The 23,228-nt window shown below is 37.2% G+C and carries 26 protein-coding genes and 1 pseudogene; 23 read left to right on the top strand and 4 right to left on the bottom strand.

All coding sequences use genetic code 11. The annotated features are described in order from the left end of the window. Positions 1-6 precede the first annotated feature (6 nt). The 8 genes from fucP (at position 7) to JCM14932_RS09405 (ending at position 6,523) form a co-directional block, all read left to right on the top strand. Positions 7-1,320 (top strand): L-fucose:H+ symporter permease, encoded by a 1,314-nt coding sequence (fucP, locus tag JCM14932_RS09440; RefSeq protein ID WP_025024661.1) that lies wholly within the window; start codon positions 7-9, stop codon positions 1,318-1,320. A gap of 123 nt (positions 1,321-1,443) precedes the next feature. Then, positions 1,444-2,094 (top strand): histidine phosphatase family protein, encoded by a 651-nt coding sequence (locus tag JCM14932_RS09435; protein WP_025024660.1) that lies wholly within the window; start codon positions 1,444-1,446, stop codon positions 2,092-2,094. Positions 2,095-2,242: 148 nt separating this feature from the next. Beyond that, positions 2,243-3,097 carry a zinc ribbon domain-containing protein gene (locus JCM14932_RS09430; RefSeq protein WP_025024659.1) on the top strand — a complete coding sequence of 285 codons (855 nt, stop codon included), beginning with the start codon at positions 2,243-2,245 and terminating at the stop codon, positions 3,095-3,097. Next, a complete protein-coding gene (locus JCM14932_RS09425) occupies positions 3,097-3,906 on the top strand; it encodes an SGNH/GDSL hydrolase family protein (RefSeq protein WP_025024658.1) in 810 nt (269 codons plus the stop codon). The genes JCM14932_RS09430 and JCM14932_RS09425 overlap by 1 nt, the downstream gene beginning before the upstream one ends. Before the next feature lie 9 nt (positions 3,907-3,915). After that, positions 3,916-5,058, top strand: a complete 1,143-nt coding sequence (locus JCM14932_RS16010) for a zinc-ribbon domain-containing protein (RefSeq protein WP_025024657.1) — start codon at positions 3,916-3,918, stop codon at positions 5,056-5,058. A gap of 145 nt (positions 5,059-5,203) precedes the next feature. Next, the gene (locus tag JCM14932_RS09415) at positions 5,204-5,623 is read left to right on the top strand and encodes a helix-turn-helix domain-containing protein (protein ID WP_025024656.1); all 420 of its coding nucleotides are present in this window, start codon (positions 5,204-5,206) and stop codon (positions 5,621-5,623) included. 257 nt (positions 5,624-5,880) lie between these two features. Then, positions 5,881-6,237 carry a type II toxin-antitoxin system RelE/ParE family toxin gene (locus tag JCM14932_RS09410; protein WP_025024655.1) on the top strand — a complete coding sequence of 119 codons (357 nt, stop codon included), beginning with the start codon at positions 5,881-5,883 and terminating at the stop codon, positions 6,235-6,237. After that, positions 6,230-6,523 carry a helix-turn-helix domain-containing protein gene (locus tag JCM14932_RS09405; protein WP_034543104.1) on the top strand — a complete coding sequence of 98 codons (294 nt, stop codon included), beginning with the start codon at positions 6,230-6,232 and terminating at the stop codon, positions 6,521-6,523. Before JCM14932_RS09410 ends, JCM14932_RS09405 begins: the two co-directional genes overlap by 8 nt. 112 nt (positions 6,524-6,635) lie before the next feature. Here the strand turns inward: JCM14932_RS09405 and JCM14932_RS09400 are convergent, their stop codons facing one another. Then, on the bottom strand, positions 6,636-7,091 hold the full coding sequence (locus tag JCM14932_RS09400; protein WP_025024653.1) for a Fur family transcriptional regulator: 456 nt from the start codon (positions 7,089-7,091) through the stop codon (positions 6,636-6,638). A gap of 228 nt (positions 7,092-7,319) precedes the next feature. On the opposite strand from JCM14932_RS09400, the gene JCM14932_RS09395 reads away from it, so the two are divergent. The 4 genes and pseudogenes from JCM14932_RS09395 (at position 7,320) to JCM14932_RS17730 (ending at position 10,798) form a co-directional block, all read left to right on the top strand. Then, complete coding sequence (locus JCM14932_RS09395) at positions 7,320-8,018, top strand: VIT1/CCC1 transporter family protein (RefSeq protein WP_034543100.1); 699 nt, start codon at positions 7,320-7,322, stop codon at positions 8,016-8,018. Between the two features lie 16 nt (positions 8,019-8,034). Further along, positions 8,035-8,736, top strand: coding sequence for a VIT1/CCC1 transporter family protein (locus JCM14932_RS09390; protein ID WP_025024651.1), 702 nt, complete (start codon positions 8,035-8,037; stop codon positions 8,734-8,736). A gap of 217 nt (positions 8,737-8,953) precedes the next feature. After that, positions 8,954-9,787, top strand: coding sequence for a methyltransferase domain-containing protein (locus JCM14932_RS15190; RefSeq protein WP_034543099.1), 834 nt, complete (start codon positions 8,954-8,956; stop codon positions 9,785-9,787). A gap of 63 nt (positions 9,788-9,850) precedes the next feature. Continuing rightward, a pseudogene (locus tag JCM14932_RS17730) lies at positions 9,851-10,798 on the top strand (DMT family transporter). A 28-nt stretch (positions 10,799-10,826) separates the two neighbouring features. On the opposite strand, the gene JCM14932_RS09375 reads toward JCM14932_RS17730, so the two are convergent. Then, complete coding sequence (locus tag JCM14932_RS09375; protein ID WP_025024650.1) at positions 10,827-11,099, bottom strand: metal-sensing transcriptional repressor; 273 nt, start codon at positions 11,097-11,099, stop codon at positions 10,827-10,829. Positions 11,100-11,274: 175 nt separating this feature from the next. Here JCM14932_RS09375 and JCM14932_RS09370 point away from each other — a divergent pair, with 175 nt between their 5' ends. After that, positions 11,275-11,598: a thioredoxin family protein gene (locus tag JCM14932_RS09370; RefSeq protein ID WP_034543098.1), complete on the top strand. Its 324-nt coding sequence runs from the start codon at positions 11,275-11,277 to the stop codon at positions 11,596-11,598. A 54-nt stretch (positions 11,599-11,652) separates the two neighbouring features. Here JCM14932_RS09370 and JCM14932_RS09365 read toward each other — a convergent pair whose 3' ends face one another. After that, positions 11,653-12,681 carry an LCP family protein gene (locus tag JCM14932_RS09365; protein WP_034543097.1) on the bottom strand — a complete coding sequence of 343 codons (1,029 nt, stop codon included), beginning with the start codon at positions 12,679-12,681 and terminating at the stop codon, positions 11,653-11,655. A 203-nt stretch (positions 12,682-12,884) separates the two neighbouring features. Here JCM14932_RS09365 and arsC point away from each other — a divergent pair, with 203 nt between their 5' ends. The 5 genes from arsC to JCM14932_RS09340 all read left to right on the top strand — a co-directional run bounded on the left by arsC (position 12,885) and on the right by JCM14932_RS09340 (position 17,293). Further along, entirely contained in the window at positions 12,885-13,307 is a 423-nt protein-coding gene (gene arsC / locus JCM14932_RS09360; protein ID WP_025024647.1) for an arsenate reductase (thioredoxin), read from the top strand. Positions 13,308-13,425: 118 nt separating this feature from the next. After that, positions 13,426-13,704: a hypothetical protein gene (locus JCM14932_RS09355; protein ID WP_155832112.1), complete on the top strand. Its 279-nt coding sequence runs from the start codon at positions 13,426-13,428 to the stop codon at positions 13,702-13,704. 79 nt (positions 13,705-13,783) lie between these two features. After that, positions 13,784-14,272: a cysteine hydrolase family protein gene (locus tag JCM14932_RS09350; protein ID WP_025024645.1), complete on the top strand. Its 489-nt coding sequence runs from the start codon at positions 13,784-13,786 to the stop codon at positions 14,270-14,272. Between the two features lie 94 nt (positions 14,273-14,366). Continuing rightward, positions 14,367-15,773 carry a C69 family dipeptidase gene (locus JCM14932_RS09345; protein ID WP_025024644.1) on the top strand — a complete coding sequence of 469 codons (1,407 nt, stop codon included), beginning with the start codon at positions 14,367-14,369 and terminating at the stop codon, positions 15,771-15,773. Positions 15,774-15,865: 92 nt separating this feature from the next. After that, positions 15,866-17,293 (top strand): C69 family dipeptidase, encoded by a 1,428-nt coding sequence (locus JCM14932_RS09340; protein ID WP_025024643.1) that lies wholly within the window; start codon positions 15,866-15,868, stop codon positions 17,291-17,293. Positions 17,294-17,580: 287 nt separating this feature from the next. Here the strand turns inward: JCM14932_RS09340 and JCM14932_RS09335 are convergent, their stop codons facing one another. After that, on the bottom strand, positions 17,581-18,729 hold the full coding sequence (locus JCM14932_RS09335; RefSeq protein ID WP_025024642.1) for a GGDEF domain-containing protein: 1,149 nt from the start codon (positions 18,727-18,729) through the stop codon (positions 17,581-17,583). A gap of 300 nt (positions 18,730-19,029) precedes the next feature. On the opposite strand from JCM14932_RS09335, the gene JCM14932_RS17215 reads away from it, so the two are divergent. The 5 genes from JCM14932_RS17215 to sdaAA all read left to right on the top strand — a co-directional run bounded on the left by JCM14932_RS17215 (position 19,030) and on the right by sdaAA (position 23,133). Continuing rightward, the gene (locus JCM14932_RS17215; protein ID WP_235700577.1) at positions 19,030-19,242 is read left to right on the top strand and encodes a hypothetical protein; all 213 of its coding nucleotides are present in this window, start codon (positions 19,030-19,032) and stop codon (positions 19,240-19,242) included. Positions 19,243-19,254: 12 nt separating this feature from the next. Beyond that, positions 19,255-20,211 (top strand): MFS transporter, encoded by a 957-nt coding sequence (locus JCM14932_RS15180; RefSeq protein WP_268870369.1) that lies wholly within the window; start codon positions 19,255-19,257, stop codon positions 20,209-20,211. A 91-nt stretch (positions 20,212-20,302) separates the two neighbouring features. Next, positions 20,303-21,439: an amidohydrolase gene (locus JCM14932_RS15175; RefSeq protein WP_051528109.1), complete on the top strand. Its 1,137-nt coding sequence runs from the start codon at positions 20,303-20,305 to the stop codon at positions 21,437-21,439. Between the two features lie 137 nt (positions 21,440-21,576). Then, complete coding sequence (gene sdaAB / locus JCM14932_RS09320) at positions 21,577-22,248, top strand: L-serine ammonia-lyase, iron-sulfur-dependent subunit beta (protein WP_025024641.1); 672 nt, start codon at positions 21,577-21,579, stop codon at positions 22,246-22,248. Positions 22,249-22,257: 9 nt separating this feature from the next. After that, positions 22,258-23,133 carry an L-serine ammonia-lyase, iron-sulfur-dependent, subunit alpha gene (gene sdaAA, locus JCM14932_RS09315; protein ID WP_025024640.1) on the top strand — a complete coding sequence of 292 codons (876 nt, stop codon included), beginning with the start codon at positions 22,258-22,260 and terminating at the stop codon, positions 23,131-23,133. Positions 23,134-23,228: the final 95 nt, after the last annotated feature.

The following is a 23,228-nucleotide window of genomic DNA, read 5'->3' as shown; positions in this document are numbered from 1 at the left end:
ATTAAGATGAATAAAGCAAAGTGGGTAGAGCAACCTGATGGATATTTGGATAAGACCCCAATTATTCAATTTATCTTAGTTACAATACTATTTGCTCTTTGGGCAGTTGCTGCCAGTTTAAATGATGTTCTTATTACACAGTTTAAAGCCGTGTTTTCTCTTAGTGATTTTGCTACAGCTTTTGTACAGAGTGCCTTTTATGGAGGGTATTTCATAATTGCAATTCCAGCTTCAATTTTCATTAAAAAGAATAGTTATAAACTTGGTATTATTGCTGGATTAGCAGCATTCTCCCTGGGATGTTTCCTGTTTTTCCCCGCATCACGGTTAGTCACTTATCAAATATTTTTATTTGCTATATTTGTTGAAGCAATAGGCTTAAGTTTCTTGGAAACATCTGCTAATGCCTATAGTTCATTGTTAGGACCAAGAGAATCAGCCACTGTTAGATTGAATATTAGTCAAACAATGAATGCCGTTGGTGATATTATTGGTATTTTACTTGGTAAGTATTTAATTTTTACCGATGGAAATTTAAAAGAAGAAATGGCACATATGAGTAAACAAGCTGCCGAACAATATGGACAACAAGCTTTGTCTAGAACGTTGGCACCTTATAAGTATGTATTAATTGTTCTTATTGTTATGATTGTTCTGTTTGCAATAACTAAATTTCCTTCTGGTAAACCTAAGATCAAAGAAAATGAAAAAACAGCTACTTTTGGAGAAACGATTCAATATCTTCTTCATCGCAAACGTTATTGGAAGGGTGTTGGAGCACAGTTTTTGTACATGGGAGTTCAAACCGGTGTCTGGTCATTTACAATGCGTTTAGCATTGGATATGTTTCCCAATTTCAATGAACGATTTGTAGCAAACTTTATGCTTTACAGTTATATTTGTTTCTTCATTGGACGCTTTTTAGCTAGTTATTTATTATCACGATATTCAGAAACTACAGTTCTTACCATATATTCATTTATTGGTACGTTAATGATTCTATACATTACATTCATACCTAATATCACTGCAATTTATGCAGCAGTTGGGGTAAGTTTGGTATTTGGTCCATGTTGGCCTACAATTTTTGCTAGAACTTTGGAAATTGTTGATGATAAACGTCATACTGAAACTGCTAGTGCATTTATCGTAATGGCAATTGTTGGTGGTGCCATATTACCAATGTTCCAAGGATTACTATCAGATTTCACTAACATGCAATTTTCATTCTTGTTACCAACCATTGAAATGGCAATTGTATTCTTATACTTCTTAGGCGAGCATAAGTATGATAAAAAAAATACACCTAAAAAATCGTAATATGTTTTAATACCTAACATTAAAGTATTGATGGCGGAAAGCATCAATACTTTTTTTATGTTCCGATTGGTTATCTATATGGAATATAATAGAAGTAATGTGTTCTAATTACGGAGGTAAAATGTGAAAGTATACTTTGTGAGACACGGTTTAACTATGTTTAACATGATGGGTAAAATGCAGGGATGGTCGGATACGCCATTAACTGACGAAGGTGTGTCAGTGCTGGAAAAAACCGGAGAATTCTTGAAGAATACTCATTTCGATTCTATTTATAGTTCTGACTTAAAACGTGCAGTTGATACGGCGAATATTATTAAGAATGAGAACTTGGTTAGTAATACTGAGATCCATTTGACGAAGAATTTGCGCGAAATGTGTTTTGGGGCATTCGAAGGCGATAAGGGTTCAGATGTCTTGAAGTATGTTGTAAATAAATATGGCAAAGTGACTAAAAGTAAAACTGATGATCCATTTACGTCAATAAGTGCTAAGGGCTTTTTGAAAAAATCTGATCCCACTGGAATGGCAGAGAATGTTGAAGATCTATCTGTTCGGATTGAGGCAGTCATTCAACAGTTACTTAATGAAAATAAGATTGATTCTACTATTTTAGTCGTTTCACATGGAGCTTTTTTGGAAACACTAATTCTGAAGTACTTTGGTGAAAAGTTCGATGATAGTGGAGCCTTCCCAGATAATGGCAGTATTACCGTAACTGATTTAACTAATGACGATTTCAAACTTGAAAAATTTAATATATTACCAAAATAAAAATGCATTTCATTAATTTGAAATGCATTTTTTTCATATTTACCTTTCTCAATGCACCGTTGCCATAAATGTGGCAATTATCTTCTATAAATCATAGATATAACTTAATGTTTGTTATACTAAAAACATAGTTATAGGAGGGGATTTTATGATTAAATGTCCAAACTGTGGGGCAGAGAACAAGGCAGGGGTTAAGTTTTGTACGAAATGTGGTACGCAATTATCTGGGGATGCGTCCGCTACAACTACAAATAACGCCACTCAAGCTTCACAACAAGCAAGTGAACGAATCCAAGTTTTAAAGAAACATTCACGGAACTATTTTCAGTGGTTTACTAAGTCTTTGAAGGGCCCATCAATGGTAGTCAACGACAATAAGTATTTTGGATTAGTAACTTTACTATTGAATTCGGCGTTGGTAGCATATATCTTTCATATTTTGGGGAATAAGATCTTAGTTACCTTCGTTGAGGCTGCGAATGAATTGATCAATACATTTGGTCGAAGTTCCAGTTCAGTTTCGGCGATTCCAACAGGATTTTCGTTGTATATCAGATTATTATTGATAGTTCTAATTTATAACGCTATTTTTGCACTAGTAGGTTTTTCCTCAAGAAAATATTTGGTAGGCGACAATATAAGTTTATCTGGGTATTTGAATCAATTAGGCAGCTATAGTAATGCCATGTTGATCGTTGATATTATAAGTATCATTCTTCTATGGGTGACGTTGCCAACGGACCTTTCGGCAATTGAGAATCATTATGGTTTCATTTATATATTTATTTTTGCATTATCAGTATTAACATTAATCTGGTCAATTGCTTTTATTGGATCTATTTTGATTTCAGACGGTAAATCTAAGATGGATAAAATATATGTAGCGGCATTAGCGCAAATTATTGTTGGTATTGTTCTATTCATTGTTTTGAAAGGTGTCTACAGCTCTGTTGCGGCTAATTATTCAAGTATCGGCACTAGTGTAGTCCAAGGACTAATATAATGTGGAAGAAAAAAGTACTTCTTTCCGTCTTGATGATTCTCTTAGCGATGTCGGCCGCAGCTTGCACGCAACAAAAGAATAACTCAAACAATACAGATACAAAAATAGAGAAGAAGCAGAGTAAAAGTAATAATAAAAAACCTTCTGTTAAGAAAAATGCCAGTAAGACAATTTTGTCAGAGCTGAAAAATTCTAACCAAAAGTCATTAACGTATTATGCATTAGGAGATTCTCTGTCAGTCGGATTATTTTCGAATACTGAACAAACCAGATTCACTAGTTTGTTTGCGAATGATCTACGCAAAGGTACAGGAAAAAAAGTAACCGAGGATAACAATTCATCTGTTGGTAAGACTGTTACTAATTTTGGATTACCAAACGTTCAGAATCTAATTACGGCAAATCCTGATATCGTAACGATCGAGTTCGGGACTAACGATTCAGCGTATGGGGTCGATGCTAAGAATCTCGGTGATTTCGTTACTAATATGGACAGTGTGGTCAGACAAGTTAAGTCTCAAACAAACGCCAAAATACTATTGATGACGACTTGGTCGCCTAGTGATGGTAAATATATTTCCAATGATGCGGTCTATGATCGAGAAATCAAACGAATCGGGAATAAGTATGGTGTGCCGGTAGTTGATCTGTCGATGATTTGGAGAAATAATCCTAGTGTTACGGAGAATGATTTGGGTTACAGTAAGGTCTATAATATCCAAAAGGATAATTTCCACCCAAACCAATTGGGTCACGATAAGATTGCTAAGTTATTGTATGAAACTGTAAAGAATCAAGAAGTTAAATAGGGGGATATTATGGGGAAATTAGATTATTGTCCTAATTGTGGTCACAAAATTGAACCAACCGATGAATTTTGCCCCAATTGTGGATTTAACATCAAGAAGTTTGTTGCGGAAGATGAAGTGACAGAGGAAAAGAAAGCACCAGTCCAAACCGTTCAAAAACCAGTTGAGAATAAAAATGTATCTCAACCTCAACCAGAGAATACCAGTAATCCAGCACCAAAGAAGAAAAATAGTACAGTATGGTGGATTATTGGAATCGCCGTTATTCTACTAGGCGGTTATTTGTTTGGTAACTGGTACTATGGTGAGAATCGTCAGGTCCAGAATCTTCAAGATGAAGTAACTAGTGGTAAAACTGGTGAAATGAAGATGGCGTTAGTTGACGAGGATGGTAATGCACTTTCGGCTAAGAAGATTGGTGCTCTGAAGAGACTCTACGTCAAGGATAGTTCAGCTATCCAAGAAGTTAGAGATCAAATCAACAGTAGTCACTCGGATGGTAATTTTGTAGTCAAAGAAACTGGCAAGCAATTAGGCATCTTCAAGAAGTATAAGGTTCAAGTTCGTAATCAAGAGTTATCGATTGAAACTAATATTGATAATCCGACTTTCACCGTGGACGATGAAGATGTTGCCGCTAGAGCAGATGGCGATGAATATAAGTTATCTGAAATGACTCCAGGTGTATATGACATTACGGTTAAGAGTCGCAATAAGTCTGATCAGGAGAAGTCTAAGCAAGTGATGATTGCAATCGATGATGATGACAGTGAGGTTACTATGAACGTTACGAAGATTAAGAAGACGACTGTTAAGGAAGATACAGATACTGATTCCGATGAAGATAGTGATGAACCTTATGATTCTGATGATCATGATGAATCAACTGATAACGACACAGATGATTCAAGTAATTCGAGTGATTCGTTAGTTGGTGATTATACGGGAGATCCTGATTTATCGCTCTATTCAGATGGTACTTATGACTTGGGAGATAAGTCTGGTACTTACGATATTGTTAATAGAAGTGGTGATCATGTTCAAATCAGATATAATCAAAACGGTGGCGGTTCAGTTACTGAGTCGTACAGCTTTGATGGTACAGAATTGCATTCATCTAAGTATGATACATCGTGGTATAAGTATAATTAGAATCTAAAGCATCCAGCACTTGGGTGCTTTTGTTATTTTCGGCACCGTTATAACGGTGCAACCTTAATACACCACACTGCAACCAATAGGTGCTAGGCAATATCCAATCCCAGTTTTATCCTGAAATTGAATCGAGGAGAGAAAAATGCAAATAGGAACACAGTTACAACAACGTCGAAAAGAACACAATATGTCACAAGAAGCTTTGGCAGATAAATTACATATCTCACGCCAATCTATTTCCAAATGGGAGAATGGAACTTCATTACCGAGCTTCGCCAATGTTGTTGCTATCAGTGAACTATTTGATATCTCTTTAGATGAACTGATCAAGGGAGACGAGAATCTTATGAAGGAATTGGAAAAAGGACCAAAAATTAACAAGGCAGCATTTGCTGTTATTATCGGAATTGCGTTAGGTATTGTGGCATATATCATGTCGACAACGGTATTTCATTTATCGGAAGATACCGTATCCAGTTGGATTATGTTACCACTTATTCCTTCTTTTATTGGCCTGGTTTGGAGTATCAAGTGGAGATTTCTAAATGGACGGTTCCTTTAGCAATTATTTGGATAACGATTTTAATGATACCGGATATTTATGAGTTAGTTGCTGGATTTTTAGATGGATGGAATCATAGATAAACTAATAAAAGGAGCTTGGCAGTTATTTTGTCAGGCTCCTTTTGTGCTATGAATTCTTTATTAAGATATTTATATAAAACTATTTGAATTTATTTACGTACTTTCTTCTATAAGACAGAATTTGAAATAAGTCTTTGAAGGAGTGAGGTTATATCATATATGATATAATATGCGATGAATAAAGTTGAATTTGTGTTTTTAGAATTAGATGGGAAAAGTGAAATAATGGAATTTATCAGTAACTTGCCGACTGATGATAAAAAGAAATTGATAGCCACAATAAAAAAAGTTGAAAAGTATGGTATTAGTAATTCGGCAAAAATGAAATGGGTAAAAAAGTTAGATTGGAATATATATGAGATTAGATCTCGTTTTGCTTCTAACATTCAGCGATGTTTATATTTTCATAAAGTAAATAATGTTTATGTAATAACCCATGGTTTTACAAAAAAGACTGATAAAACGCCAAGAAGAGAAATGCGTCATGCAGTTGATTTGATGAAAAAGTATGAGGAGAATAATAATGACTAACAAAGTAAATTTGATTAACACAGATGAATATATTGATAGAATGTTGAAAAATGATGCTGAACTTTCTAAGGGTGTTAAAGAAGAAGGACTAAGGATGGAATATGCATTTTCGATAATGAAACTCCGTGAATCTTTGGGATTAACTCAAGAACAGTTTGCTGAAAAAATAAACAAGCCTCAATCCACCGTTGCCAGAATTGAGAATGGTAATGCCAATCCGACGGTCAAAACACTATATGAAATTGGTAATGCGGTTGGTAAAACCTTAAAAATATCATTTGAATAGGAAATAAAAAGTTCCCTCTCAGTCAATCCGAGAAGGAACTTATTTTAAATTAATTTATAAATCATATTTGGAAAAGCATCTGACATCCGTAGGCACCAACAAACACAAAAAACTATTTAATCCCTAGCTTAACCTGACATTCAGGACATAAACCATAGACCTCCATATGATTACCAGAAATCATATATCCAGAAATATCAGCAGTTTTTTCTTCTAATGCTTGTTCATCTTTACTAAACCCAGGGTACGTAACGTCTACGATCTTACCGCAATTAGTACAAATTGCATGATAATGTGGTGTACCAAAGTAATCGTAGTGGGTACTGCCATCACCGTTCTGCAGTTCCACAACCAAACGATGTTCTACGAAGGTGTTGAGGGTATTGTAGATAGTAGATGAGCCCATGTTTGGAAGTTCTTTGCTTAGACCATCACGGATTGTTTCGACCGTAGGATGGTTATGATGACTGGCAAGGTATGCCAAAATAATATGACGCTGGGGAGTAACACGTAACTTGTGATCTTTGAGAACTTTCAGTGTATCCTCCATGACAGAATTATTAGCCATAAGCAATCTTCCTTTCTGTATATGTTCCTATCTTGGAATCATTACAGATTAATTATAAACCCCATGGTATAAAAATATCAATTATTTTCCACTTGGATGGATTGTATGGTGACTAGGTTATGATTTTACTTTTTTAAAAAGTATTATGATGTATTCGTTAGTAAATGAGAATCATTCCAAACTAGAAATGGTTACAAGATAGAGTAATCGAAATAAGGGGCGAGGAACATGCAAAAAGCACAAAAAATTAAAAAGAATAGAAGCTTAGCTGAGAAGATAAATATCATGCGTGCCAGTGTTATGGGTGCCAATGACGGTATCGTTTCAGTTGCTGGTATCGTTATCGGTGTTGCCGGTGCGAAGAGTAGCAATTATGCGATCTTCTTGGCTGGTATTGCTGGAATGCTCGCTGGAACAATTTCTATGGCGATGGGCGAGTGGGTGTCAGTAAGTACGCAACGTGATAGTGAACGTCGCGCAATTGAGAGAGAATCAGCCACACTTGATGGACATTACGATCAAGAATTTGATTTTATCAAAAATAAGTATCATTCAACTGGTATTTCTGAAGAATTAGCGGCTAAGGCAACTAAAGAAATGATGAGTGATGATCCATTGGATGTAGCGGTTCGTGAACGGTTTGGATTTAATCCCAAAGAAAAAACAAGTGCCATTGCTGCAGCTATGGCTTCAATGATTTCATTCCCTACGGGTTCGATTTTGCCATTAGTTTCAATCACTTTATTCCCCGCTAATATTAAGTTGATTGCCACCGTTATTGCCGTTGTCATTGCTCTGACGATTACCGGCTATACCGCCGCAGCTTTGGGGAATGCTAACAGAGTCAAAGCGGTCTTTAGAAACGTTATTTCAGGATTATTAACTATGATCGTAACTTATCTCATAGGTTCATTATTCGCACATTAAGGAAGTGACAAATTTGATGAAAGCTATCAACGTTCCAAAACCAAAAAAGCAAAAGAAGACCATGGCAGAGCGTTCTAATACACTTCGTGCCGGTGTTCTTGGATCTAATGATGGAATTTTAACAGTTGTCGGAGTTTTGTTCTCTGTCGCTGTCGCAACAACTAATCAATTTACAATTTTTATCGCCGGTTTGTCAGATCTTATCGCATGTGCTTTTTCAATGGCTTCTGGCGAATATGCTTCAGTCAGCTCCCAAAAGGATACCGAAAAAGCAGCTATTGAAAAAGAACGTGAATTGATCAAGACAAACTATCAAGATGAAGTTCAAGTGGTTGCGGACTTTTATGTAGAACGTGGTGTTACTGCTCAAACTGCTTTGGAAATTGCCGAAGAACTAATGAAAAAAGATGCTTTGGGAACAGTTGTCAAAGTTAAATATGACCTTGATCTGGGACACTATATGAACCCTTGGGATGCGGCCTTTTCTTCACTAGTCGCCGCATCTTCAGGTGGTATCTTCCCATTGTTTGCTATGACATTATTACCAGTATCAATCCAGTGGCCAGGAACAATTATCGCTGTTACATTATCTGTAGCACTAACAGGATTCTTAAGTGCTAAGTTGGGTGATGGTTTGGTTAAGACCGCTATTATAAGAAATGTTATTGTTGGTATTATTACGATGATTATTCACTATTCGGTTGGATTAATGTTATAGAGAGTGAAGCAAAACGGGTTACTTCTGAGCATTACCTAGATTAGTAGGATTATCACGGAGTGATGAGTCCACTAATCGTAGTAAGCGGAGGAAGTTGTTTTGTGCAACTCGTTTCAATAGAGAGTGGAACAAAAAGGATTTCGAGAAATCGGAATCCTTTTTGTTGTCCCCTATGTGATAGACTGAAATAAGACTGATTAGAAATGGTAAACATATAATGAATAAAGAAAAAATTAAACGATTTGAAAATAGTGACATCTTTTTCAGCTGTCCCATCTGTAAAGAAAAACTGTCATTGCAAGGTACTAGCTTAGTTTGTGACAACAATCATAACTTTGATATTTCCAAGTACGGTTACGTTAACTTCCTATTAAATATGAAGCAACAAAAAAATTATGACAAAGCAAACTTTGAGAATCGCGGTTTGATCCTGAAGGATGGTTTGTATGACCATATCCTGAATAACCTAGTGGATATCATCAAGAACTTACCAGTAAATAATGTCTTAGATGCAGGTTGTGGCGAGGGATATTATTCTCGTGAAATATATCAAGCATTGCAGAAGCAAGTTTTGGCTTTTGATATTTCCAAGGACTCTGTTCAACAGGCAGCCCGTCATGATATTGACAATGCTGTGAAGTGGTTTGTGGGTGATCTCGCCCAACTGCCGATGCAGGATAACAGTATTGATTGTATTTTGGATATTTTTTCACCAGCAAACTACAATGAATTTCATCGTATCTTAACTGAGGATGGCTATTTGATCAAAGTTATCCCTGGTGAGAATCATGTTATCGAATTGCGCCAAAAGGCTAGTGAGTACTTGCGCAGTGATAGTTATTCAAACAAAAAGGTGCTTGATTATTTTGAAGGACATTTCACCGTTGTCGATGAGATCAACGCTACGAAGACTTATCAGGTTTCCCAAGAAGTACGTGATGCTTTCATTCAAATGACACCACTATTGTTCAATGTCGATACTGAAAAAATCGATTGGAGTGATGTTAATAACATTACTGTTGATTCTAAGATTTTGATCGGCAAAGCCTAACAACGTTGAAAAAACCAGTTAATAAGGTTCATAATAGTTAGGGTTGTTAGTGAGGGATTATGAATGAAAAATAGAAAAAGGGGACTCTTCTTTGTCATCTCAGGCGGGATACTTTGGGGAGCTTCCGGAACTAGTGCAGAATATTTATTCTCAGGATTACACGTTTCACCAAACTGGTTAGTCGGAATACGTCTATTCAGTGCTGGACTACTATTGTTAGTCTGGTATGGAGTGACATCCGGTAAGTCGGTATTTGATATTTGGAAGAAAAAATCTTCTTGGATCACGTTGATATTATTTGCTTTCTTAGGAGTACTGCCCTCACAATGGACTTACTTTTTAGCAATCAATTATGGTAATGCACCAACCGCGACCGTCTTGTAGTTCTTGGGGCCGTTATTTATTATTATGTATCTGACGGTTGCTAATCGAGAGTTGCCACGGCGAACGGATGTTATCTCGGTGATATTAGCTCTGATAGGAACCTTCCTATTAGTAACCAACGGTAATTTGAATGGATTGGTCTTATCACCATTGGCACTGTTCTGGGGTGTTATGTCAGGGGTTGCTTCAGCGACATACACGTTATTGCCACGAGGGTTATTAAGAAAGTATGATGCTCGTTCGGTCGTGGGCTGGGCAATGTTGATCAGTAGCTTCTCGTTCATTGGTGAAGTTACGACTAAACCATTACCAAAACTAAATTTGATGGGTGTCTTATGTATTCTCTTCATAATTATCTTCGGTACGATGTTCGCTTATCTGTTCTATCTCAGCAGTTTACGAGATCTGTCACCAAGCACAACTAGTATGTTGAGTTCATTTGAACCTTTGACCGCAACGATTCTGTCAGTGACATTACTCAGTACACCATTTACGATCGTTCAACTTATCGGTGGAATATTGATCTTGTCAACGACCTTCTTACAAGCTTTGCCAACCAAAACTATCGAACATTCTGAACAAGAAGAAGTCGATGAAGAAGACACAGAATCAAAACAAGCAAACTAAAAGCAGTTCTCATTTTTTGAGAGCTGCTTTATTTTGTCTTTAGCATTAAGTCCAGTGAACCTTGTAAATTTTTGAGTTCTTGTTCATCGACACAATTGACATTCTTACGAATATTCTGAGCGATGACCAATTTCATAGCCTTGTCGACACCGGATTTGACAGCCGATAATTGAACTAAGACGTCGTCACAGGGTCTTTCTTCTTCCATCATATGTAAGATACCATCGAGTTGCCCACGGGACCTTTTTATCTGGCTAGTGATTTTTTTACTAGCAATTTGTTCTTCATCAGTTTGAGACATATCAGGCCTCCTAGTTATTTAATATCAAAGTAATTATACCCAGTCGGGTAGTGTACTTCAAATTATATGCTGTGGCAAGTTGTAAATAGTGAGAGCAAATTAATTGATATGTTTTACCCTAGGGGGTATATTATTTATTGAAGTTAAAGTAAATCAATCATAAGGGGTATTTAATATGAGTAATATCACAGAAATTTCTGACAAGACTTATAATGATGAGACAAATACGGGACTAGTAATTACGGATTTTAACGCTGACTGGTGTCCTCCATGTAAGATGATGAATCCAATTCTTGAGAAGTTGTCATCAAATGATGAACTAGGCGACAAGATCAAGTTCACGTCGATGAACGTTGACCACAACCCAGAGACACCAAACAACTTTGGTATCCAAGGTATTCCAACCTTTATTATCAAGAAGGACGGAAATGTTGTTGGTCGTATGGTCGGTTACCAACCAGAAGCTAAGTTCCGTGCTGCTTTAGAGCAATATATGTAGATAGAACGTAAATCAAAAGACAGATACTTGATCAAATTCAAGCATCTGTCTTTTTTAGTATGTATTGTCCGTATAGTAAGTAGTATCAAGTCCGTGGGTATCGTAATCGGTACTGTCAGGATTATTGAAGAATTCGGCATTCAACTTGTTCAGCCGAGTTTCGGTATTGTTGAGTTTTTGTTGTTTCAATCCTAAGTTGTCTCTTAACTTATCAGATGCTCGCTGCATAGTGCTATTGGATAAAATCTGATATGAACTACCGTTAATCCATGCGCTTTGTCCTTGAAGCTGCTTAGAAGTCATCTTTTTACCAGCACCGTGATATTTAACTGGGAAAGTTTCCATTTGCTTATCAGTTAAGTCGGTATTAATATCTGGTCCCAATGTAGTGATCAAGCTCGGTAACTTAACTAAGTACTGAGGTTGTTGCAGCTTTTTGACCACAGCTTTGAGAACTTGTTGCTGGCGAAGCTGACGTCCATAATCACCACGGGGATCCTCATAACGCATCCGAACATAGGTCAAAGCCTGCTTACCATTCAAATGATGAGTTCCCTTAGGAATAGTGATTCCATCAAAGCTAACTTTGATTGGTGTAGTTACCGTAACTCCGTCCACAAAATCAACGGTCTTTTTCAATGCTGCCATGTTGATAGCAACACTGTAATCGACGTTGATACCGAGTAATTCACCAACAGTATTCTTGGCCATTTTTGCCTTGCCAATGTTATAGGCAGCGTTGATTTTTTGAACGTCTTTTTTGTTCTTGCCAGCACCAACCATTTCGGCCATGGTATCACGAGGAATCGAGTACATGACTGAAGAATTGGTCTTGGGATTCAAAGTTACGATCATCATCGTATCAGAATTACCACGATCAACTCGGCCATCCGCACCGGTATCGGCACCTAATAACAGTACTGAGATAGGTTTACCTTCATTGATTTTTTGGGAGACGCTAGTTTGGTTATTATCAATTGAATCTAGAGCTTTTTTACCTTGATATACGTAGACACCAAGGGCAATTCCGATTATTACTAAAACTACAATTAGTCCGATTATGATACGTTTAAAAATTTTCATTGTTTTCTCCAAAAGATGCATTTGCGATGTATCTATTTTAATCATAAGTACTTAATAATGTAAAGTAATTATCTGGAAGAAATAAAAACAGTGCCTTACCATCGCCTGAATTATTCCATCTTTATTTGTAAAATACAAATATAATGACTGTTGCTTAAAGGTCAGGTATGATAGATTTAAATTTAATATAGGAGGTGCAGATTTTGAAAAAGATTTATTTTATTTGTACCGGTAATTCTTGTCGTTCACAGATGGCTGAAGGTTTGGCCAAGAAGTATTTACCCAACTGGGAAGTTCGTAGTGCGGGGGTCGAAGTCCATGGATTGAATCCACGTGCCGTTGAGAGCATGAAGGAAATTGATATTGATATTTCACATAATACTTCGAATCTGATCGATACAGATTATTTCAATAGTTGCGACTTCGTTGTGACTCTCTGTGGGGATGCCAAAGACAAATGTCCAATGGTACCGCAAGGAGTGACTCACTTACACTGGGGCTTACCGGATCCTGCTCAAGCAACTGGTAGTGAAGAAGGGATTATGCGTGTATTTCGTGAAGTTCGTAACCAAATAGAACAAAAAATCATTAGCTTTAGTGAGAATTCCCATATTATAGTCAATTAATTTAAGAAATTTTGTTACTTTTGTCACAAATGGGGGTTATCTCTATTTCACAAGAGTGATATTATATAGGTGAGATGTGAAAACGTTTGCAGAAATTATTTTATGGGGAGATGATCTTTTGACAAACAAAAACGTAATTAGAAGTATTAGGGACTACGTCGATGCGTTGGAGGTCAAGGTGATCTTTTCTGAACCAACTAATTTTAATCCGATTGACTATCCACAATTGGAAGAAATGGGTAAATGGACTCACGATAAGATCAAAAATACTTTGACATTAAATGCCAAACATCTCAACGACTATAAAGAGGGAGACCTAGTTAGAGCTCTATCTGATTCACGAGTAGACCCTAACAAATATATTATCAAGTTCTTACCTCTAAAGATGAGCGTTTAGTTCCTAAAAAACTCCAATTGCTTTGGAGTTTTTTTGTTCGAATTTTTGTTATGATATAGGTAAATAAGGGGATGAGATTATGCCAAAATTAGCACAAGTATTAGTTGTTATTGATATGCAAAATGCCTTGAAATATAGCTACAATTACGATGGACTATTGAAGTCTGTGAATAAGAGAATCGATACTTATCGATTTGCCAATTTGCCAATTATATTTATTCAACATAATGATCAAGATGTTGTCAGAGGTACCGATCTATGGCAATTCTCTAAGGGTTTGGATATCAAAGATGATGATATGGTCGTTGAAAAGACGCACGCTAATGCCTTCTACAGAACGAACTTAAATAACTTATTACAAGAAAATAGCTTGAGCACGATTGAGTTCTGTGGAGTTCAAACTGAAATTTGTTGTGATGCGACGATCAAGATGGCACATGGCTTAGGATATAAGGTCATTATGAGGCACGACATGACGTCGACATATGACAATAATTACATGTCTGCCGAAAACACAATTGAGTTTTATGAGAACATTTGGGATAAAAGATTTCTTACTTTCGTATAAAATGACTGAAACCTCACGTTTGTGGGGTTTCTTTTTGTAAGCGATTCATCTATATTGAGGATAGTATTAAGTATTGATCTGGAGGGATTGGATTATGCAAAAACATTCAGCATGTTCATCAATTATGGTAGGTAAGAAGGCTGCAATGGATGGCAGCACTTATATCGCCAGAAACGAAGATAATTATGTCGCAATTTACCCAAAGAAGTTCTATGTAGAGCCAGCTGTGTCTGGACAGGATAAGACATACAAGTCTTTTTATAATGATTTGACTGAGAAATTACCAGCAAATGGCTATCGATACACAACTTCACCTGATGCCAATACAATTGAAGGCTTGTATGAGGAAGATGGTATTAACGAAAAAGACGTTGCTATGAGTGCAACTGAGAGTGTCTATGGGAATGAAAAAGTCCTAGGATATGATCCATTAGTTCCTGAAGGTGTAGCTGAGGATTCGATCACGACCTTAGTTTTGCCATATGTTGATTCAGCTCGTGCTGGAGTCAAACGCCTGGGAGAGTTGATTGCCAAATACGGATCAGCTGAAAGTAACGGTGTACAGTTCAGTGATCATGATGAAATTTGGTATATGGAAATTGCTACCGGACATCAATGGGTAGCAATTAGAATTCCTGATGATTGCTACGCTTTTGCAGCTAATCAAATTGGAATTGAAGAAATTGATTTTAGCAATTCAGATAATTATATGTGGTCTGATGGGATTCGAGAGTTTGTTGAAGAGCATGATTTGAATCCTGATGAAGGCAAATTTAATTTTAGACACATCTTTGGAACAGATACTAAGACAGATCATCATTACAATACACCACGTGTTTGGTTTGCTCAGAAGTACTTGAATCCAAGTACCAAACAAGATCCAGAATCACCTGAGTTACCATTCTTACGTAAGCCTGAACACAAGATATCAGTTGAAGATATCCAGTATGTTTTGAAGTCACACTATAATGAAACACAATTTGATCCACTTGGTAGTGGTAGTGAAGATGACAAGAAGCGCTATCGTTCGATCTCACTATCAAGAACTGCTAATTCGCACATCTTACAATTGAAGAATGATAAGTTGAGCGTTGAATGGAAATGCTTTGGTATTCCTAGTTTTACACCATTTGTTCCATTCTTTACTAATGCTAATGATACTGATGAAACTTACCGTGATATCTCGGATTCGATGAACTTGAAAGATGCTTACTGGATCTATGAGGCATTATCAATGGTTGTTGAAACACATTATGCTGAGTTCATTGAAGAAGACTTAGACTATCAAAAAGAATTATCACAATGGGCTAGAGAAAAAGTCGATACCGTTGAAGACGAATCAAAGTCATTGTCTGGGACTGAATTGATTGGATACCTAACAAAACAAAACCATGAGATTGCTACATATTATAATGACAAGGCCAAAGCATTGTTGGGTAAGTTAGTAACTGAAGGTGCTGAACTTTCTAAGTTGACGTTTAAGATGGATCCAAATCTGTAGAGAGTGGAGAAATCTGGTTTTCGCAACTCGTTTCAGATATAAAATATCAAAGAGTATAATTATATTAATAAACAAAAATTAGGGGGAGAAAAATGACAGATCGTATTGAACTATCAGCATGTACTTCGATTTTGGTTGGAAAGAAGGCTTCAATGGATGGAGCAACTTATATTTCCAGAAATGAAGATCGTGTAGTTGCTATTCATCCAAAGCGCTTCTTTGTTCAGCCAGCTGTTTCGGGTCGCAAAGAAACTTACGTATCAGCCTATAACAAATTAACTGTGCCACTACCAGAGAGTGGATATCGCTATACTTCAACACCTAACGCTGATCAGAGTGAAGGACCTAATGAAGAGGATGGCTTCAATGAATTGAACGTTGGAGAAAGTGCCACTGAGAGTGTTTATGCCAACGAACGTGTTCTAGCATATGATCCATATATCGAGAACGGCTTGGCTGAAGATTCTCTAACGACTTTAGTTTTGCCATTTATTAAGTCAGCTCGTGATGGTGTACGTTACTTAGGTGAGTTGGTTAAAAAATACGGTTCAGCTGAAGGTAACGGAATTCAATTCAATGACCACAATGAAGTTTGGTATATGGAAATCGTTACTGGACATCAATGGGTAGCCGTTCGTATTCCAGATGACTGTTATGCTGTTGCGGCTAACCAAATTGCGATTGAGGATATTGATTTCAATGATCCTGAAAATTACATGTGGGCTGATGGAATTCAAGAATTTGTCGAAGAAAATGGATTGAACCCTGATGAAGGTCGCTGGGACTTCAGACATATCTTCGGTACAGATACTGAAAAAGATCACCATTACAACACACCACGTGTCTGGTTTGCTCAAAGATATTTGAACCCAAGCATTGAACAAGATCCAGAATCGCCAGAGTTACCATTTATTCGTAAGGCTGAACGTAAGATTTCAGTTGAAGATATTCAATATATTTTGAAGTCACATTATAATGAAACCAAATACGATCCACTAGGCAGCGGTAGCGAACACGACAAGAAGACTTACCGTGCAATCTCGCTATCACGTACTGCCAATTCCCATATTTTACAAATGCGTGATTCAGATAAAAATGGTGCTGCCGGAGTTCAATGGTTAGGATTTGGGATTCCAACGTTCTGTCCACACGTACCATTCTTTACTAATGCCAATGATACCGATGAATCATATCGTGAATTACCAGAAAAGATGAACTTAAAGAGTGCATATTGGATGTATGAAGCCTTAGCAATGATCGTGGAATCACACTACGCTGACTTCATTCAAGCTGATATTGACTATCAAAAAGAATTATCAGCCTGGGCACGTAGAAAAATTGAAGCAGTCGATAAAAAAGCTGTCACAATGTCTGGTTCAGAATTAACGGACTACTTAACAGAACAAAATCATGAAATAGCTGCACATTATAATGATGCCACAAAGACATTACTCGCCGAGTTAGTTACACAAGGTGCAGAATTGTCCAAGTTGACATTTAAGATGGATCCAAATTTATAGAGAGCGGAGAAAACCGGTAGATTCTGAGCACTGCTTAAGATAACGAAGGTACCAACGCAGTTGGTGCATTTGTTATCTGTAGCAGGCGCAGGCATCTGGTTTTCGTAGCTCGTTTTGGATAGAGAGTGGAGGGAGTTGTTTTCCGGAACTCGTTTCGGCTATAAAAAATAGAGCAAACCAAAACAAAAAAAGCCACCTGATTCAAACAATCAGGTGGCTTTTACTATGCCTCGAAGGCAACTTTCAAATTATCATAAGTGTAAGTGTCACCCTCAATAGTGACACGATTAACGTCCATTATTCTTCGATTGATAAAGGTATTTATCAACACGTTCAAAAATCTCTTTAGTAGTTTTATCAGATTCTTTTAATGAAGTGATTCCGAAGCACAAGGTAACATTGAGCTTAGCTCCATTGATGAATAGAGGGATGTCTTTCAAAGTTTTACGGATGTCATAGACTACCTCGGCAGCTTCTTGAGCAGTTGCACCCTTGAATATGATGATAAATTCTTCACCACCATAACGGAATAACTGACCAGCGCCCTTTTCATTACAGGTGGTCATTAACTCTCGTTCAGCCAGATGGGCCACGTGACGAAGTACTTCATCGCCAATTTCGTGTCCATAAGTATCGTTGAACTTCTTGAAATGGTCAATATCAAACATTGCTACAGCTATGGTTGCGTCGGTATGAGCATGTTCTTCGAATAATTCCTTAGAAGTAGTATTCAGTGAAGAACGATTTCTGACACCGGTAAGTGCATCGTAATTGGCTTTGATCTCCAGATCCTTGAAGTCGGCGAACGATAGACGAAGCCTTTTCTCAGTTATTCGAATTATTAGCATGAATACTTCGAAGAAAATCATTGAAATTATAATTTTGTAGGGATTGAAGTGATAATCGATCCAAAGGATTGACCACCAGCATAAAGCATAAACCGTCTGCGCAATTGTATATTTATAGTTAGATATCAGCATTTCATCTTTGTGACTGTAGGCATAATCAACAGTTATCAGCAGCACGATATAAAGTGCAAAGAAATATGTCAAATATGGGCCGCTAAATCTAGTTACATTGAAGGCTGGATTGTATAAAAATGGAAAGGCTAAGGTCAATAATTCGACCAGGCGGTTGTTTAATATCAATATTCCGAAGAAAGATACTGCAATTTGTGCGTTGGCGTACAGCCAAGCATCTGTCATAAAATGACCATTGTTAATTGTAGTAAAAACCTGCCGCAGTACTAAAATACTGACAACTAAAAGAGCACTTTCGATAATATGTTCACCTAAACGAATAAAAAATGGTGAAGCCTTGCTGACTTTCTTCTCTAGTGTATATGCAACTAAGGTAATGACTGTTATTAGACCAACAGTTATTAGAATAACCACAAGATCAGTCGAAGTTAAATAATTTTTAACAAAATTTGCCATACATTTACTTACTTTCCAAAGTTATTAATATATTTATTTTAGCATTAAAAAGTGCTGATGCGAGTATTGAAAAACATATGATATGACATTTAATTTTTTAGTAGACAAATGGTAAATAAGAAAATAGTCGATAGTGTCAAAAAACTAATCATACCAACAGGTATAAGGCAACAAACTTTTTAAAATATAGGGATTTTACCAATTTATTGTGAATTGATGAACTATTTGTATTTATTTAAAAATATTTGTGATAGCATAATTTTTGTAAGCGCTTCAAAAATAATAAGTGTAGGTGATGTTATGGAGGAAAAAACTAATAGTTTTTCCGCAAAAGACTTTAAAGTAATAGTTGCCCTAATGGCTGGTTACTCCATGGTTTACATGGATAAGAACATGGTATCCACGGCAATTATTCCAATTGCAAAGCAGTTTGACTTCTCAACTTCACAGACAGGACTGATCATGAGTGCCTTTTTCTTGGCATATTCGTGCTTACAGATTCCTGGAGGTTAGTTAGCAGATAAAATCGGTGCCAAAAAGGTTTTACTGATATCTTTAGCAATTATTTCATTCTTCTCGTATATGTTTGGCTTCGTTAGTAGTTTGATGTTGTTTGTGATGATTCGGTTTGGTGGCGGGATTAGGCATGGCGGTTATCCGTCATCTTGTTCTAAAGCAGTTGCGGAAAATTTTGATAAGAAAAAACGTGTCATGGTTCAATCTGGAATTTTGACAACTTCAGGGATCGGTGGAATCCTAGCTTTTACACTTGGAGCCAATATTATTGCAATGAATTGGCGCTATGGTTATTTCATGTTGGGAACGCTGTTCTTGGTGGCATTCTTCTGCATCTTGTTCTTATTACCTAAGGATACCAAGCTAATAAAGCAAGAAACTAAGAAGATATCATTTGTCGAAGTTATTAAGAACGTTAATGTTTTGAAGTTATTTGTAATTATGTTGTTACTGAACATTACATACTATGGTTCGATGTCTTGGCTTCCTAGTTATTTGACTAGAACTTATTCACTGTCACTAGGGGCCGCTGGAGCTATTTTGGCAGTTAATTCAGTTTCACAAGTTATTGGTAGCTTCTTGACTGGGGTGATCTTGTCGAAGTGGTTTGTTGGTAAGCAAAAGGCGTTTATTATTATTTGTTCGATTGTTTCGGCTGCTTCAATCTATACTTTGGTTCATGTAAATAGTGTAAGTATCTCATTGGTATTAGTTGCTTTGATTGGGATGTTTACTATCTCAGCTTTTACAGCCACTTTTACATGGCCACAGTATATTTTTCCTAAGGAAATTATTGGTTCATCAGTCGGAATTATCAACACTGGTGGAACTCTAGGCGGATTCTTAGCGCCAATGATTATCGGTGCTCTAGTTGAAGCTGCCAGCGGAAGTTTTTCGATTGGATTTATTTTTCTAGCAATATCTATTTTGATAGGTGGATTTGGAACCTTACTAGTTAAGGATTAAAAAGGAGAGATATCTATGACAGAATACACATTAGAAGACCAAGCGGTAAAAGATAAACTTTATAAATTAATTGAATGAAAAACACGATAAGATGATCGAGATCAGACACTATTTACATCAACATCCAGAGGTTTCTTTTGAAGAAAAAGAAACAGGTAAGTATATTGCTGACTTCTACAAAGATATGGATGTCAAAGTGGAAGACAATTACGGCGATGGTTATGGTGTAGTAGTTACGATCGATACTGGTAACCCTGGGAAGACCATTGCTTTGCGTGCTGACTTTGATGCTTTACCAGTTCAAGAAGAGACCGGCTTACCATATGCATCAGTTAATGATGGTGCAATGCATGCTTGTGGACATGATGGACATACAGCTTACATGTTGATATTGGCTGAATCATTATACGAAATGCGTTCAGACTTAACGGGAAAAATCAAAATTGTCCATCAACCTGCTGAGGAGACTCCTCCTGGTGGTGCTCAAGGAATGATCGAAGCTGGTGTGCTTGATGGTGTCGATGCTATTCTTGGCGTCCATATGTGGGCACCGATTCCTTACGGTACCGTGGAATGTACAACTGGACCAGTGATGGCAGGACGTTCAAGCTTCAAGATGACGATTCACGGTAAGGGTGGACATGGATCAGCTCCACACTTAGCTAATGATGCGAACGTGGCAGCTTCATTCTTTGTTACAGCTGCTCAAACAATCGTTTCACGTCGTGTTAATCCATTCGACATGGCTACTTTAACAATTGGTAACTTCGACGGTCGCGGTTCATTCAACGTTATTAAGGATTCTGTATTTCTTGAAGGTGACGTTAGATTCATGAAGGATGAAACATGTGCAGTGGTTGAGAAGAACTTTAAGAATCTTGTTAAAGGTATGGAGATCATGTTTGATGTTAAGATCGATCTTTTCTATAACAACGATTATCCGGTTTTGAATAATGACAAAGAACTAACTGAAAAAATCCAAAAGAGTTTGGAAAATAGTGGTATTAAGGAAATCAAACACTTGGATTTTGAAGGTAGAGAGTCTGCTTCTGAGGACTTTGCTTACTTCACACAGAACATTCCTGGAACATATATGTTTGTTGGAGAAATGCCAGATGATGGTGTCTTCTATCCACACCATAGTCCTAAGTTTATTGCTAACGAAAAGGCGTTGGGATTAACCGCAAAAGCTGTTGGTGCCGCAACGTTGGACTTATTAAACAATTAGATTAGTTAAAGCAGCTCTCGCCATTTGGTGGGAGCTGTTGTTCTAAAATACAATTGAAATTATTTTTGATAATTAAATGATTTGTTTACTGAAGTCGTGTAGTATTCAAATTAGATAATTAATAAGGGGTACACATTATGGGAGACTTACGTTTTAACAGTGTTTTTGACATAATTGGACCAGTCATGGTTGGTCCCAGCAGTTCACATACAGCTGGAGCTGCCAGAATCGGTAAGGTCGTACATGATATCTTCGGTGAGAAGCCAGAAAAAATCACAATTGACTTGTATGAGTCATTCGCAAAAACTTATCGTGGTCATGGAACTGATGTTGCGATAGTTGCTGGTTTGTTGGGGATGACGCCAGATGACCCACGTTTGGCTGACTCGTTGAAACTTGCTTATGAGGATGGCATTAAGGTAGCATTCGTTCCTAAGAGTGACAAAGTTGACCATCCCAATACTACTAAAATCACGATGATCAAGGGTGACCACAAGCTGACTGTTACTGGTGTTTCGATTGGTGGCGGAAATATTCAAATTTCTGAGATCAATGGTTTTAAGATATCACTAAGCATGGGAACACCTACTTATATTACAGTTCATCAAGATGTCGCCGGGATGATCACTAAGGTAACTCAAGCATTTACTAAGCGAGGTATTAATATTGGTACGATGACAGTTACTCGTGAATCAAAAGGTGAAAAAGCCATTATGATTATTGAAGTTGACGACAAGCAAGATCAAAAAGAAATTTTAGAAGAATTACGTTCATTGAAATACATGGACAATGTTACTTTCTTTGAATAGGAGAAGCTTATGTTCTATACAGTTAGTGATTTAATCAAACAGAGTCAGGATTATCCATCAGTTGCGGAATTAATGATTGCCACTGAAATGGAAAATACTGGTCGAACACGTGAGCAGATTTTTGCCTTAATGGAACGTAATCTGGAGGCAATGGAAGGATCTGTTAAAGAAGGGATTGCCGGAGTTAAGTCGGTTACAGGCTTGACTGGTGGAGATGCTAAGCGAATGGATGAATATATCAAGAAGGGTGATTTCTTGAGTGGCTTACCAATTCTAGAAGCCGCTAGAAATGCTGTAGCGGTTAATGAAGTCAATGCCAAGATGGGCTTGATCTGTGCCACACCAACTGCTGGTAGTGCCGGTGTTCTAGCTGGGGTATTGATGGCAGTTAGAGATAGATTGGACATGTCCCACGAAGACCAAGTTAACTTCTTATTCACAGCTGGTGCCTTTGGATTGGCGATTGCTAATAACTCTTCAATTGCTGGAGCCGAAGGTGGATGCCAGGCTGAGGTCGGTTCTGCTAGTGCTATGGCAGCCGCTTCATTAGTTATTGCCAAAGGTGGAACGGCTGAACAAGCTGGCTATGCCATCGCTATGACGCTCCAAAACTTAATGGGTCTAATCTGCGATCCAGTTGCGGGACTAGTAGAAGTTCCTTGTGTTAAACGTAATGCGATGGGATCTTCACAAGCAATGATCTCAGCTGATATGGCATTGGCTGGGGTGAAGAATGTAATTCCAGTTGATGAAGTTGTTGAAACAATGCATCGTGTCGGTCAACAGTTACCATCAATGTTCAAAGAGACAGCTGAAGGTGGACTTGCAGTTTCACCCACAGCCTTAAGATTGAAGAAAAAAATTTTCGGTGACGATAAAGAATAATAAATCAAACCGTGATAGTGTTGAAATTATTTTAAAAGACTTGAAGTTGCTTTGAAGTTAAGAGCAGCTTCTTTTTTTTTAACAATTTTTAAAAA

The organism is Companilactobacillus nodensis DSM 19682 = JCM 14932 = NBRC 107160, from assembly GCF_000615905.1.
Classification (GTDB): domain Bacteria; phylum Bacillota; class Bacilli; order Lactobacillales; family Lactobacillaceae; genus Companilactobacillus; species Companilactobacillus nodensis.
The sequence above is the reverse complement of the archived record's forward strand: the minus strand, read 5'-3'. Positions and strand labels throughout refer to the sequence as shown.